Annotated in this window: 11 protein-coding genes; 4 read left to right on the top strand and 7 right to left on the bottom strand. The window is 65.7% G+C overall.

Annotation, left to right across the window (positions count from 1 at the left end):
• Positions 1 to 4: 4 nt before the first annotated feature.
• The 4 genes from RM788_RS37855 to RM788_RS37840 form a co-directional block, all read right to left on the bottom strand.
• Positions 5 to 4111 carry a PDDEXK-like endonuclease domain-containing protein gene (locus tag RM788_RS37855; RefSeq protein ID WP_315924212.1) on the bottom strand — a complete coding sequence of 1369 codons (4107 nt, stop codon included), beginning with the start codon at positions 4109 to 4111 and terminating at the stop codon, positions 5 to 7.
• Positions 4112 to 4379: 268 nt separating this feature from the next.
• Complete coding sequence (locus tag RM788_RS37850) at positions 4380 to 6086, bottom strand: relaxase/mobilization nuclease domain-containing protein (protein ID WP_315924210.1); 1707 nt, start codon at positions 6084 to 6086, stop codon at positions 4380 to 4382.
• Positions 6083 to 6484 carry a hypothetical protein gene (locus tag RM788_RS37845; RefSeq protein ID WP_315924208.1) on the bottom strand — a complete coding sequence of 134 codons (402 nt, stop codon included), beginning with the start codon at positions 6482 to 6484 and terminating at the stop codon, positions 6083 to 6085. Before RM788_RS37845 ends, RM788_RS37850 begins: the two co-directional genes overlap by 4 nt.
• A gap of 283 nt (positions 6485 to 6767) precedes the next feature.
• A complete protein-coding gene (locus tag RM788_RS37840) occupies positions 6768 to 7808 on the bottom strand; it encodes an IS630 family transposase (protein WP_315924206.1) in 1041 nt (346 codons plus the stop codon).
• A 151-nt stretch (positions 7809 to 7959) separates the two neighbouring features.
• Here RM788_RS37840 and RM788_RS37835 point away from each other — a divergent pair, with 151 nt between their 5' ends.
• Entirely contained in the window at positions 7960 to 9648 is a 1689-nt protein-coding gene (locus RM788_RS37835) for an ISAzo13 family transposase (RefSeq protein ID WP_315924204.1), read from the top strand.
• 49 nt (positions 9649 to 9697) lie between these two features.
• Here RM788_RS37835 and RM788_RS37830 read toward each other — a convergent pair whose 3' ends face one another.
• The 3 genes from RM788_RS37830 to RM788_RS53130 all read right to left on the bottom strand — a co-directional run bounded on the left by RM788_RS37830 (position 9698) and on the right by RM788_RS53130 (position 11346).
• On the bottom strand, positions 9698 to 10801 hold the full coding sequence (locus RM788_RS37830; RefSeq protein ID WP_315924202.1) for an AAA family ATPase: 1104 nt from the start codon (positions 10799 to 10801) through the stop codon (positions 9698 to 9700).
• A gap of 70 nt (positions 10802 to 10871) precedes the next feature.
• Positions 10872 to 10997 (bottom strand): hypothetical protein, encoded by a 126-nt coding sequence (locus RM788_RS53135; protein ID WP_399341300.1) that lies wholly within the window; start codon positions 10995 to 10997, stop codon positions 10872 to 10874.
• A 91-nt stretch (positions 10998 to 11088) separates the two neighbouring features.
• Positions 11089 to 11346: a helix-turn-helix transcriptional regulator gene (locus RM788_RS53130; protein ID WP_399345218.1), complete on the bottom strand. Its 258-nt coding sequence runs from the start codon at positions 11344 to 11346 to the stop codon at positions 11089 to 11091.
• Between the two features lie 101 nt (positions 11347 to 11447).
• On the opposite strand from RM788_RS53130, the gene RM788_RS37820 reads away from it, so the two are divergent.
• The 3 genes from RM788_RS37820 to RM788_RS37810 are packed head-to-tail and all read left to right on the top strand — an operon-like array spanning position 11448 to position 13219.
• Positions 11448 to 12026 carry a hypothetical protein gene (locus tag RM788_RS37820; RefSeq protein WP_315924200.1) on the top strand — a complete coding sequence of 193 codons (579 nt, stop codon included), beginning with the start codon at positions 11448 to 11450 and terminating at the stop codon, positions 12024 to 12026.
• A 22-nt stretch (positions 12027 to 12048) separates the two neighbouring features.
• Positions 12049 to 12774: an Arm DNA-binding domain-containing protein gene (locus RM788_RS37815; RefSeq protein WP_315924198.1), complete on the top strand. Its 726-nt coding sequence runs from the start codon at positions 12049 to 12051 to the stop codon at positions 12772 to 12774.
• The gene (locus RM788_RS37810; RefSeq protein ID WP_315924196.1) at positions 12731 to 13219 is read left to right on the top strand and encodes a site-specific integrase; all 489 of its coding nucleotides are present in this window, start codon (positions 12731 to 12733) and stop codon (positions 13217 to 13219) included. Before RM788_RS37815 ends, RM788_RS37810 begins: the two co-directional genes overlap by 44 nt.
• The last annotated feature ends 72 nt before the right edge of the window (positions 13220 to 13291 follow it).

Genomic DNA, 13291 nt, shown 5'->3' with positions numbered 1-13291 from the left:
AACATCATGCTCCCTGTGCGTCAACGAGCTGCTGAGCGCGCACCAGCGCGTTGCCGATGCGCTCTTTGATCTTGCTACTGCGCCTTTGAAACCCGAGTTCATCAACGGCCTGGTCGATGCGGGTGTCACGATCGACTTGGAGCTGATCGGTGAGCAGCCACAGGCACAACTCGACCAGCTCCCGATTGGTGTAGTCGTCGCTCTTCGCTCGCCGTGGCGAAGACAGAAAGCCTGGGCGAGGACCGCGTTCAACGGCGACCGCTCGTTCCTTCGGCGGACGCGCAGCGGCGGCAGGAGCAGGAGCGATGTCGCGTTCCGCGTCGAGCATCGCCTTCTCCCAGCTCTCCACGATCATCGCGGTCTGCGTGGTCGGATCGCGGAACCACTCGCTCGCCCACACGCGGTGGAACCGCCAGCCGAGACGCTCGAGGTGATCCTGACGAAGCCTGTCGCGATCACGAGCGCTGCCCAACCGGTGGTAGGTGTCACCATCCGCTTCAACGGCCAGAACCATCCGACCAGATTGATCCCTGTGTCCCAAGGCGAAGTCGATGCGGTAACCAGCCACCCCCCACTGCTCGGTCACCGGAACACCTGCGTCGACCAAGGCACCGTGGATGCTCTTCTCGAAGGGGTTCATCTCCTGCTTGCCTTGCGCACCGACGAGGCCCAGCGATCCCCCGTTGTCCGCGAACTCCAGGTACTGGCGCAGCAGGTCCGCTCCAACGCTGATCCCGGACGTCGGCATGTCGAGCGGGGAGAACGAAGCAACGATGTCCATCCGCTTCCGCGCACGCGTGATCGCGACGTTGAGGCGCCGCTCTCCCCCTTGGCGGTTCAGCGGACCGAAGGCGGTCATGTGGAGTCGACCATTGATCGCTTTGGCAGCACCGAGGCTGAAGATGATCGCATCGCGCTCGTCACCTTGAACCTGTTCGATGCTCTTGACGAACAGGCGATGCCCCGCACCCTGCATGCGACCGTTGAACTCCACCAGCTCGTCGTGACTGGCGCTGGCTCGTCGGAGAGCGAGATCGATGCGCTTGGCGTGGGTGTTGCCCATGGTGATGATGCCGAGGGTGTCCTCGGGATTGGTGCGGGCGTGCGTCAGCACCAAGTCGATGACCTTCTCCACCTCGGTGTCGGCCGACCCGTCACGTCCTGGTGCCACCCTGCCGTCAACCTGGTGCAACAACAGCGGGCTCGCTGCCTGACAGCCGGGGAAGGTGATGAGCTTCCCCTGGTAGAAAGCCTTGTTGGAGAAGGCGATCAGTCTCTCGTCCTGACTTCGGTAGTGCCATTCCAACATCCGGGTGTTCGGGATGAAGGCGCTCAGGCAGGCGAGGATGGACTCGAAATCGCGGACCTGGGGCGCATCGGCTTCGTCGTCGTCCTCGTCGTTGTCCGAATCGCCGCCGCTGAGAGCTGTGCGGAACCAAGCACTGGGCGGCAGTTGGCGCTCGTCCCCCGCGACGACGAGCTGCTTGCCACGCATGATGGAGGTCATCGAGTCCTGCGGTTCGACCTGGCTGGCCTCGTCGAAGACGACCAGGTCGAACAGCCGCTGCGCGGGGAGGAGCCTGCTGACCACGATCGGGGACATCGCCCAGCACGGGCGGGCGGCGAGCAAGACGTCCGGCGCCTTGGCAACCAGCTTCCGCAGCGGCATGTGGCCCCGCTTGCGCTTCGCCTCGGCACGGACTACATCGTTCTGGTCCGGATGCGCGTCCCGTGCTTCACGCAGCCTCTCGGCGACGCGCCGGCGCACGCGCTGGGCGTTGAACTGGAAGTGCGAGGTGTCGAACTCGCGGAACTCGGACACGACGTGGGAGTGGTGCAACCCCGCGAACTGCCCCAAGTGCGGGATGCGCACCCGGTACTCGTCGAGCAGGGAGCTGTACCACGAGTAGTGGAACATGTCGCGCGCAAGTTTGGCCTCCGCCTTCCGTTCCACTAGGACGTCGAGGAAGCGCCCCATCCCCATCCCGACGAGTCGATCGGTCAACTCGTTCAACATCGGGACTTGGAAGAGGAAGTCCCGCTCCTCGTGGAGCCGCCCGACGCGCGCTGTCACCTCGTCCTCCGACCACTGGTCGGGTTCGGTCAACTGCGCTCCCATCGCCACGGCGGCCAACTGGTCACGGACCTTGCCGATTTCCTCCAGCGTCTCGGCTAGACCTACGACTTCTTGCGGCACGCCCCCTTCAGCCGCCATTTCCTGCCAGCAGTTCCGCTGAACGAGCGCTGCGCTCAGATCCGCGTGCAGCGTGCGCCGGTTGCACTTCCCGGCCTTGCGAAGCGCTGCGGCCACCTTGCGGACCTTGTACCGCTGCCACCAGTTCAGCGGCCGCGAATTGGCTGACCGCCATTTGCGGTCACCGGTGGCGAAGCAGTAGTCCTCGAGTTCGTCGCCGAACACGTCCTTCTCGAACAGGGTCAACGTGGCCTCGACGTGGCGCAGCAGTTCCAGGACCTGTTCCCAGCCGGGCAAGTCCGTAGGACGTCGAAAGCCGACCTGCCCGATGAGACGTCGCATGCGGTTCTGCGCGTCCGGCCACGTCTTGGCGTGCAACTCGTCGAGCTGCACGACCACGCTCTGCACCTGGTCAGGCGTGCGGATCTCGGACTGCGACCAAGCGGACTCGCCGCGGTGGAAGCGGAGGCCGTCCGAATTGATGAACCTCATGAGGTCGTCTTCGACTCGCTGAACCGTATCGCCGTGCAGGTCGCGCAGGTCGGCACCGCGGAAACGCACCGGGTTATCGCTCTTGGGTGGAAGGACCAGAAGGTTTTCGTAGAGGGAGAACGTCTTGATGCCCCACGGTTCGATCGCCCCGTGCAGAGCACGGTCGTGGTGGAGCAGGTGATCACGTCGCTCGGTCAACCGCTCGTGCAGACCGTTGGCGTCTGCGGGTGGCTCCTTGCTCGCCCTGTCCAGCGATTCCGAGACCTGTTGGGCGACCTGCCTCTTGTCGAGCTTCTGCTGGTGGAGGTCGAACACCAGGTGTCCCAGGTCGACGTGATCCAAGCGATTCGTGACGGCCTCGATCGCAGCCCGCTTCTCCGCTACGAACAACACGCGCCAACCCCTCGCAGCGGCAGCGGTGATGATGTTGGCGATCGTCTGGCTCTTGCCGGTTCCCGGCGGTCCCTGGATCACTACGTGCTGCCCGTCCATCACGGCGTTGACAGCACGCTGCTGGGACGAGTCCGCGTCGAGGACCAGGAATTCGTCCCTGAGGACAACCTTGTCGGGCTCAACCGGCTCGTACCCGCCGGCCGTGTCACGGAGCTGACGCCTGGCCGGTTCGTAGCCCGCTGTTGCGGCGATGACATCATGCGATGCCAAGAGCTCGGCACAGTCCTTGAGTTCTCGCACCATCGGCAACTTGTCGAAGCTGAACGTGCTCGCGAACAACCGCTCCTCGAACTCGGCGGCACGACCGTGCTCGGACACGAGGTCGCTCAGCGCTCGGTACACGAGCCCCGCGTGCTTCGAGCGGTCATCGTGCTCCTCAAGCATGGCGTTCAACTCGTCGGTGAGCTGTTCGACATCCAAGTCGATGCCATGCTGGCGATTGAGCGCGTACAGCAACACCGGGTTGACTTCAGGTGCTCCCACCAGCTCGAGCACGTAGTCCGTCTCTGCGGCAGTGCGAGGTGTGATCGTGAGAGGTTGGAGGACGAGAGGTGCCCGCAAGGGCTTGACCGGCGTCGTCCCCTTGGTCGACGTTGGCTGCAACAAGAACAAGCCGTGGGCTAGCTTGCCCACGTCATCGATTCCCTGCTCCTCCTGAAAGGTGAGCATCCTGCGGCGCAAGTTTCGCGCGCGCTGGCAGGCCGCCGCATGCGCGTCACCAGACTCCACCAACATATCAAGCCTAATTTTGCGACCTGAAAGCAGCTGCGCAGTATACTCAAGAGGAGCTTTTGTCAGGTCGAGACTCCACGTTTTGCTGTCACGGTAGTACAGCAGCGTGTTTTTGGGACCGAAGTCGATCAGGTCATCCGCCCACGACTCCGCCTTGGCACTGACAAGATCAATCCGAGCACGATCGACACCTATCGCCACCTGCTCTCCCCCTTCGAACGCCGCGATCGGCGCGAACACCGAGCCCGCAGAGCACTGGCGAGCCGCTCAGTATCCCCGAAGAGAGCGAAGCAGGTCAGCGTCCATTCAGGGCATCCAAGATGCACGATCGGAGCAAATGCCGCACCTGGTACGGAATGCGCCAACCACACCCACCACGCATCCGCATAATTGCGGAAAGTACGAATACGCCACGCCCGGCATCAGCATTGCAAATTTGACGCCCAATCTTGCAAATCCCGAAGTGCACCCGTCCGACGGGTTCTCATATTTACTCGATATGTCCTGCTTATCGCGCAGGCCTCGTGATTCTGGTCGAGTCGGGCAGGATGGTTCGGCGTGATCGCGCCGATGCGTTAGGGGAAATCGGTATCGGATCTGGCCGAGCGGCAGGCGAGGTAGCCGCAACGGATTGGTGGAGATGTGGTGGTTTCTTGAGCGGGAGGTCGTCGCGGGCTGGGTGCACAATCAGAACAGCAATAGTCGAGTCGAGCTGTTGACAGACCCCCTCACGGATGGCGTGACGCTCGGCGTTCGTGCGCAAAGCCGTGATGATGGCCAGGACTGCGACCACGACCAAGGCCAGGACAACGGGGGTGACATCACGGGTGTGAGCAGCAATGCGAGCTGCGGCGCTCAGCAGCCGCAGCGCTTCCTGGGCGGTGATGACCGGAACGGGCAACAGCTTGGCGCCTGGCGACGTGATGGAACTGGCTGTCGGGACGGGGTGGGGAAGTTGGGCGGCGCGTGTCAGCTCGTCGTGGACCTTGTCGAGAAGCCGGTGAGGGTCATGAGGCCGGACCGCGGCCACCAGGTCGGCTGTGCGCTCGACGAACAGGTGCCAGGTGCGCTGGTCCAGGCCCGGTGCCGGGGCAATGCCCTCTGCAGCGCCGGTGACGGTTTCCACGGCTGCGCGTACCCGATTCAATTCCCGCCGGAGCGTCTGTTCGCTCGTCCTGCCAGTTGAGTCCTGCGGGCCGACGGGTTGATCGGCGATGTCACGCCACAGCGTCTGCTGCCTATTGGCGGGCAGCGGCATGGAGTCGGCCCAACGCGCGCGCAACCGCAGCAACGACAGGTCCCGGCGAAGCGTCGACCCGGCGAACCACAGCGGCTCAGGTGTCAGGCGGTCTTGCCCGGCAGCGTGCTGATCCGGCCGCAAGGCGACCTTGTAGCCGGTGACCGGTCCGGCATCGGGACGGGCAGCAACCAGTACGCCACGGCGGCGCAAGCCCAGGACGAACCCGATCTCATCGGCGGACTCTGCTGCCGCAGCCGTGACGAAGTCGCGCAACTGGTCCCGCTCGGTGCGCTTCCCACTGGTTTCCGCACGCACGAGTTCGATGCGCGACGTGGCCTTGGAGCGGCCCTCGCTAGCCGGGGCGGTGCGCGTCCAGCCGCGCTCGTCCTCGACCCGACGGCACCAGTCGCGCCAGCGCAGGAAGTCGCGGTGCAGGTTGGCCACCCGGCCGTCGCCGCGCACCACGTTGACCACGACGTGGACGTGGTCGTTGCCGGCGGTCGAGAGGCCGTGGTGGACCGCGACCCATCGACAGCCGTCTCTCCCCTCGTCGTCGGCGTCCAGACCGAGAGCAGCGATGCCGGATTCGACCAGATCCCGCCAAAGCGCATCGGGCAGTCGCTGTTGTGCGTGCCGCTTCCCGTCCTTGTCGGTGTGCGCCTCCGGTTGAGGCGAGAGGCCAGCGGTGACGACGTCGGAGGGCGGGATGGACAGGACCATGTGGTAGACGTGCCCGTCCGGCAAGTCCACCTGGTGCCCGGTCATCAACGCATCCAGTTGCTGGGTCAGCCGCGCACGTCCTGGGGCGGTGGTCGCGTCCTCGCCCCAGACCTCACCTCGCACCCAGTCGGGATCCCATGCCGCCACGATGTGCGGGTCGCGGTGTTCGTTGGCGCGGCCCCTGCCGAACAGGTACCGCAGCAGTCCCAGGGTGTTCGAGCCGCGCTTGCCGCGGCCCGCGACCTCCGCGATCACCGCTCGCCTCGGCGGTGCGGGTCCACCGCGTCGAGCGACTGACGCAGCTCGTCCAAGACACGCTGGTGGTAGTCGAGCGCAGCCTCCAACTGCCGCTGGCCGACGACGTAGCCGCTGTTGGCTTGGCGGGCGAGTTGGTTGAGCGCGCTGCCCGACCGGAACAGTTTCACCGCGGCGGCTTCCCACTCGGCCACCCAGTGCCGCTGCTGGTGCAGCGACCAGCCGTCGGGCTCGCGCAGCCCGCACTCGATCAGGTACAGCGGCACCGACAACCCGGCCACTGCCGCCCGAGCTGTGAGTGCGGCCCTCACCACGACGGTGGTGCGGATGTTGATCCGGGTCTCGGCGCCTCCGCGCACACGCCGCTGTCGACGCACGCCCTGCTTCCTCGTGTTCATCGTTCCCCCGAAACGACTGGCGGGCTCCGTCTGAGCCCGCTCCTTTTAGTACCGAGCGACCGATCCGCAGTCCCGAAGCCGAGATCGTCCGGCACAGCACTCGTGATCCTCGAACCCGTGCTCCCATCCGGTCGGGACATCCCGACCAGATCCGTCACCACGCCAGCCATCGCGCAGCCCACGCGCGCTGCCGTCGACACGAAGGCGTCGCGGTCAGCGCGGCGTGGGCCGTCCGGTGGGCTGGTGGCCGAGTTGGTCAGGACGCCTTTGGGTGTCCTGATTTCTAAGCACCAGGCCAGAAGTGTTGTCCGAAACCTTCGGGTAGCCAGGGGCTGGTCCAGGGTGCGGCGGTGGTGAGGTTCTGCTCGGTGGTTCGGCTGCGGAAGTAGGTGTGGGCCTGGCGGATGCGGGCGGCCATGGTGGCGGGTGCGGTGTTGGCGATGTGGTGTTTGAGTCCGGCCCAGACGCGTTCGACGGGGTTGTTCTGCGGGCTGTATTTCGCGCCTTCGATCACTTGCAGGCGTGGATGCTGGGCCAGCCAGCGGCGGGTGATTCCGCTGTGGTGGGTGCTGCCGTTGTCGCAGAGGACCGCGACGACGGGCGCGTCGGGGTAGGCGTCGAGCAGCATTTGCAGGAAGTGGCAGAACACCACGGAGACGTTCTTGATGGAGACGTGGTGGTGCCAGGTGCCGGTGGCGAGGTTGATCGCGCCGTGCACGGTGCGGCGGATGTTGCTGCCCGGGGTGAGGATGCGGTGTCGTAGTCCGGTGGGCATCCAGCAGGACCGGATCCGTGGGAGCAGGTCGATGTGGGTCTCGTCCTCGGCCAGCACCACGGATCCGACCGGGAGCGCGGCGACGCGGGCGGCGATCGTGGCGCAGGTGGTGTCGTGGTCGGGGTCGCCTTTGGCGATCAGGCGGGGGCGCCGCCAGTTGGCTTGTTCCCGTAGTCGCCGGTAGAAGGTGCGCAGGCTCATCTCGGGTCGTCGGGCGGCGCGCCAGAGTCGTGCGGTGGTCCAGGCTTTCGGGGTTTGCAGCAGGGTGTGGGTGCGTTGCCCGAGTCTGGGGCTGCCGAGGCGGGGGCGTCCGCTGCGGGGCCGGTCGGGAAGCCCGGCGATGCCGTCGTGGGTGTGTCGGGCGATCCAGCGGCGCACGGTGGTCGGCTCGTAGTGCAGGAGTTCGGCGATCTCGGGCGCGCTCATTCCGGACGCGGACAGCAGGATGATGACGATGCGGGCGGCGACTCGCCATGGCCCGTGCAGTGCTGTGACCAGCTCAAGGTGCTGGCCAGGGGTCAAATCGGCGTAGACATGCGCGGGGCGCATACTGGTGAAGGCCTCGTCGGGTGTGTTGTGTGTGGTAACTCAATCCAACCCGACGAGGCTCTTCACGTTCGCGGCAAGGTCAACTCGCGCGAGTTAGGACCCGCAGAGAAATAAACCGTAGATTCCGATCTTGGGCTGTCATGCTTGTGGTATGAGCCTGATCGAGGACGCGGGAGCGGCGCTGGTGGCGAAGTTCGAGGTGCTGATGCCGCACCTGGACGAGCGTCAGCGGCGACTACTACTCGCCGCGGAAGCCAGAACGTTGGGACACGGCGGGATCAGGCTCGTCGCCCGCGCCGCGGGTGTCCGTGAAGCCACGGTGTCCCTGGGGGTCACGGAGCTGGAGTCCGGTGAGGCCCCGCTCGGGCGGGTGCGTCGGCCCGGCGGGGGCCGTAAACGCGCCGCCGACCTCGACGCGGGACTGCGACCGGCGCTGCTGGCATTGGTCGAACCCGACGTGCGGGGCGACCCGATGTCGCCACTGCGGTGGACGACGAAATCGACTCGTAAGCTCGCCGCCGAACTCACAGCCCGTGGCCACCGGATCTCTGCCGACACCGTCGCGGACCTGCTGCGAGAGGAGGGTTTCAGCCTACAAAGCAACGTCAAAACCCTGGAGGGCAAGCAGAATCCCGATCGGGACGCGCAGTTCCGCTACCTCAACGAACAGGTCAAGGACCATCAGGCCACCGGCGAACCGGTGGTCAGCGTGGACACCAAGAAGAAGGAACTGGTCGGGCAGTACGCCAACGCCGGCCGCGAGTGGCGCCCGGGCGGTGATCCGGTCGAGGTCGACACCCACGACTTCCCCAACAAGACCCTGGGCAAGGCCGTGCCCTACGGGATCTACGACCTGGCCACCAACACCGGCTGGGTCAACGTCGGCACCGACCACGACACCGCCGCGTTCGCCGTCGAATCGATTCGTCGCTGGTGGAAGAGCACCGGCCGCAGCACCTACCCGCATGCCGGACGCCTGCTGATCACCGCCGACGCGGGCGGCTCCAACGGCTACCGCACCCGCGCATGGAAAGCCGAACTGGCCGCCCTGACAGTGGAAACCGGCCTGACGATCACCGTGTGCCACTTCCCTCCCGGGACGTCCAAGTGGAACACGATCGAGCACCGACTGTTCTCCCACATCACCATGAACTGGCGCGGCCGACCCCTGAGCAGCCACGAGGTCATCGTCAACACCATCGCGGCGACCACCACCCGCACCGGGCTGACCGTCCACGCCGAGTTGGACACCGACACCTACGACACCGGAGTCCGTGTCAGCGACGGGCAGATGGACGCGTTGCCACTAGACCGGCACGACTGGCACGGCGACTGGAACTACACGCTGCGGCCCGAGGCATACCCACGGATTCCCGTCACCGTCCCGGACCCATTCGACCAACCCAGCCCCGATCTGGCCTGGCTGTGCCACCCCGCCATCACCGGCCTGCCCACCCACGACTGGCATAACGTTATCGCCGCGCTCACCGCCCCGCACGAGGATCAACGCGAAGCCCAGCTCGTCACACGACGTGGCCACCGCCCCCGCCACAAAGGCGGCCCGGACACCGGTCGACGCCCGATCCTGACCCTGGTCGACCGACTTCTTGCCACCGTCCTGCACTACCGATCGGGGCTGCCCCAGGTCGCCGTCGCAGCCTTGTTCGGTGTGCGTCCCGAAACCATCAACAAACGCATCCGCGATATCCGGATACTGCTTGAACAGGCGGGCCTGAGCATCCAGCCCGCCGAACAGCGCCTTACCAGCTTGGACGACCTTTACGATCTTGCCCACACCGCAGGTATCACCATCCCGGACGGCACCACGCCAACGAGTTAATGATCTGCAAGCCCTTACAGACACCACTTCTGTCCAGATGCTTAGCTTGCTACAGCGGTGAACGGTCGTCTTCATCCTGCGAAGGGCGCACGAAGGGAGCGAAGGGAGCGGCGCCACCTGTGCTGCTCCCTTCGCTCCCTTCGAACCTCGTCGGGTTGATCCGCCACACCCAGCCGCCGCCGAAGTCGGCCTTCTCGGAGCGGACTTTGGCTCCGGTCTTGGCCCGCTTCAAGGCGTCTTTGGAGAAGCCTGCCCGGTGTCCTTCGGCCAACAACTCCAGCACTGCGGCCTCGCCGCCGCGCTCCGCCAGGTAGTCGGTGAGCCATGCGGCAGCATCCGCCCGCTCGTCCCCGTCGTCGTACGCGGAGCGCTGGAGGAGGTCGACGACCGAGGTCGCTGAATGTCCTTGCCAGACGATCCGACCGACCTCGGTCTCGCCTCCGTCGTCGGCCATGACGGTGGCGGAGGTAGCCCTGTAGGCCAGCGACTGAACGCTCGACACCGACACCACGTTCGACTTGATGACCGACAGGACGTAGTTGTCGTCATCCTCCGCGGCGCACCCCAGAGCGTGCCGAACGACCTGTGTGTAGGCCCCGGCGCCGCCGATGGCGTCGACCGGATCGACACCCGCTGTCGCCTTCCGGAAGTGGCCGATGCCCAGGATGGTCGTGCCCGTCCGCTGTGCCAGGTGCCTCAACTTCTCCAACTGCGGACGCACGATGGAGTTGTCGTTGAGCTGTCCGGACAGGGACGAGTTGAGCGCGTCGAGCACGAAGAGAGCTGGCTTCCGCGCTTCGATCACCTCGCGCACCATGTCCAGGTCGAGGTTGACGATCAGCGGTGTGCCGTCGGGCGAGTCGCCGTAGACGGCATCGACCAGGTGCAGCCGGTGCGGGTCTCCCCCGGCCGCGATGAGCCGGGCCTTGAGCGTGGACTCCGAATCCTCCGTGATGGAGTACAGGACGTGCTGCGGTTCGCCCCTGAAGGTGCCATCGAGCTGTCCTGTGGTCAATTTCGCCGCCAAGTCCACGACAACCGTGCTCTTGCCGACGCCGGGTTTGCCGACCAGCAAAGCGACTTCACCGACGGGTAGGTAGTTCCGCCACGCGAACCGCGTCTGCCTGATGTCGACGTCGTGAACCGACCTCACCCGCAGGCGCCGAGTCGATGGCTCGTCGTGGTCTCTGGGCGAATTCTGCTGCCTGGGCTGGGTCATGACGTCAGTCCCCCGCCGACAACGCACGGATCAGCGACTCGGTGATCACCATGAATCGGCCGCCGTACTTCGCCACCTTGGCGGGGAACTCGGCGCGGGCGACCAAGTCGTACGCCTTGCTGCGGCTCATCCCGAACGCTGTCGCCGCGGTCGGTACATCCACAGCCGCCGGCCACGTCGCTTTGATCTCCGCGAGCGTCGGACGACGCTGCGAGGTTTGCCTACTCCCCATCAGGCTCACCTCCACGCCACTCCCGCTCGACCAGACGAGCCAAAAAGCCGTGGTACGTGGTGATGTTGCGGCCACGGGGCAAGCGGCCGCCGGTTTCCCAGCGGTGCACAGTGGACGCTGTTACTTCGCAGTCCTGAGCCACCAGTGCTTGGCTCAGTCCAGCAGCGACACGCAAGTCGCGCGCATATCCAGTCGTGATCCACTCGCGTAGCTCCGCAGCGCGGTCCGCGAGTGTCGATCCCCCCATGCTCATGAGACCATGATAGCTCGATTGCGTTGACATGTCAGTGCAATGGCCATATCGTCACACCATGTAAGCGCTCGTGAAGGGATGCGTATCGTTCTGTCGTGCCTCGCCTGCCGAAGAACTTCCGAATCGACTGGGTGTCGGTCGAGCCGGTGGAATCCAGGGGATACCTGCCAGCAGGTCCCGACACCGCCGTACCCGCCCACTTCGACGCCCACATCCAGCTCGGCGACCCGCCGGCGGCGGTGAGGATCGAAGTGGACGTCGCCGCGGACGACGGTCCGGCGATCGTCGAACTGAGCATCAAGTCGAATCGCCGCACACCAGTCACCACGTCGGTGCTGAGGCAGGTACTGGTCGACTACCTGTTGCAAGAGGCGATGAACGCCGCAACAGTGCCGGCCTCGGTCCGCGAAGAATGGTTGGCGACGCTGCCACCCGAGCACCGCGGACGTGCCGAGCACAGCGGTAGGGCACCGGTGGACGGCCTCAGCCAAGGCGACCGCGACGCGCACACGGCGGCACAGATCTACGCAGAGAGCGTGGCGGCGGGGAGCAAGTCGCCTGCGGTGATGGTGAGTCACACGATGAACCGTTCACGTCCGCAGGTCGCGCGTTACATCCGCAGAGCTCGTGAGCTTGGTTTGCTACCCCCTCTGGGCCCGCCCGAGGGGGGCTGATGAACGAAGGGGTACCACCGCAGTGGGGGATCCGATCAAGAAGATCGAGCTGAAGGACGGTACGACGAGGTACCGGTTCGTGATCGACGTCGGGCGCGACCCGGCTACCGGCAAGCGCAAACAGATCACCAAGACCTACGACACCAAGAAAGAAGCCCGCACCGAGTACGCCAAGATCAAGCACCAGACCGACGAGGGGACGTTCGTCGGGCCGGACAAGACCACCGTGTCCGAGTGGCTGGACACCTGGTTGAAGTCCACGACGGTCGACGTCGAGAAGGCCACTGCCGCCAACTACGCCGACGCGCTGCTGCCGGTGAGGGAACGACTCGGCGGCAAGCGGCTCCAGGACGTCACCGAGGAAGACCTCGACGACCTGGTGAGCTGGATGCTCACCTCCGGGCGCAAGCGCGGCGGGAAGGTCGGCAGTGGTCTTGGAGTCCGCTCCATCCAGTTGACCCTGGGGCGGTTCAGGTCGTCCTTGAACGTGGCGATGCGGCGCAAGCTGGTCGTCCGGAACGTCGCCCAGTACACGCAGATCCCGCGTGAAGCGCGGCGCAAGGCAGCGGCTGCGGCAGCCCTGCGCGTGCCGTGGAGTGAGACGGAGGTGAGACAGTTCCTCGCCTCGATCCGCGGTCACAGGCTCCACGCGCCGGTGCTCCTGACGCTCATCGGGATGCGGCCCGCCGAGGCCTGCGGACTGCGTGTGGTCAGCCGTCGATCTGGAGGCCGGGACGCTGTCGGTTGAGCTGACGCGAACCCTCGTGGAGGGCGAGGTGGAGGAGAAGGGGCCGAAGTCGGAGAAGGGCAAGCGCAAGCTGCCCCTGCCGAAGCCCCCGCACGCGGCACTGAAGGCGTACAGGGCTCGGCAGGCCGCAGAGGCGATCAAGGCTGGCGACCCGTACGAGAGGTCCGGGTTCGTGCTCGTCGACGAACTGGGACGACCGTGGAAGACCGACCGGCTCCGGCGTGCGATCTACAAGCTGATGGAGACCGCCGAGGTGCGGAAGGTCCGCCCCTACGACGCCCGGCACGCCTGCCTGACCTACCTCGCCACCTCGGGCATCCCGGACGTGATCGTGAGCGCTTGGGCCGGGCACGCGGACCTCAGCTTCACCAAGCGGGTCTACATCCACCCGAACGTCGAGCACCTGAGGCAGGCGGCTGACCAGCTCGACGACCTGCTCGGCTGAAACAAGCAGTACGAGCGTTCGTGTGAAAATGTGAGACGCCGTGCCCGAGAAACAGAAAAGGGCCTCGTCTCA

The organism is Umezawaea sp. Da 62-37, assembly GCF_032460545.1.
GTDB lineage: Bacteria > Actinomycetota > Actinomycetes > Mycobacteriales > Pseudonocardiaceae > Umezawaea.
The sequence above is the reverse complement of the archived record's forward strand: the minus strand, read 5'-3'. Positions and strand labels throughout refer to the sequence as shown.

Coding starts and splice junctions, on each gene's coding strand:
- RM788_RS37835 (WP_315924204.1), top strand. CDS start 7,960: ATGAGCCTGATCGAGGACGCGGGAGCGGCGCTGGTGGCGAAGTTCGAG.
- RM788_RS37840 (WP_315924206.1), bottom strand. CDS start 7,808: ATGCGCCCCGCGCATGTCTACGCCGATTTGACCCCTGGCCAGCACCTT.
- RM788_RS53135 (WP_399341300.1), bottom strand. CDS start 10,997: ATGAGCCGCAGCAAGGCGTACGACTTGGTCGCCCGCGCCGAGTTCCCC.
- RM788_RS53130 (WP_399345218.1), bottom strand. CDS start 11,346: ATGGGGGGATCGACACTCGCGGACCGCGCTGCGGAGCTACGCGAGTGG.
- RM788_RS37845 (WP_315924208.1), bottom strand. CDS start 6,484: ATGAACACGAGGAAGCAGGGCGTGCGTCGACAGCGGCGTGTGCGCGGA.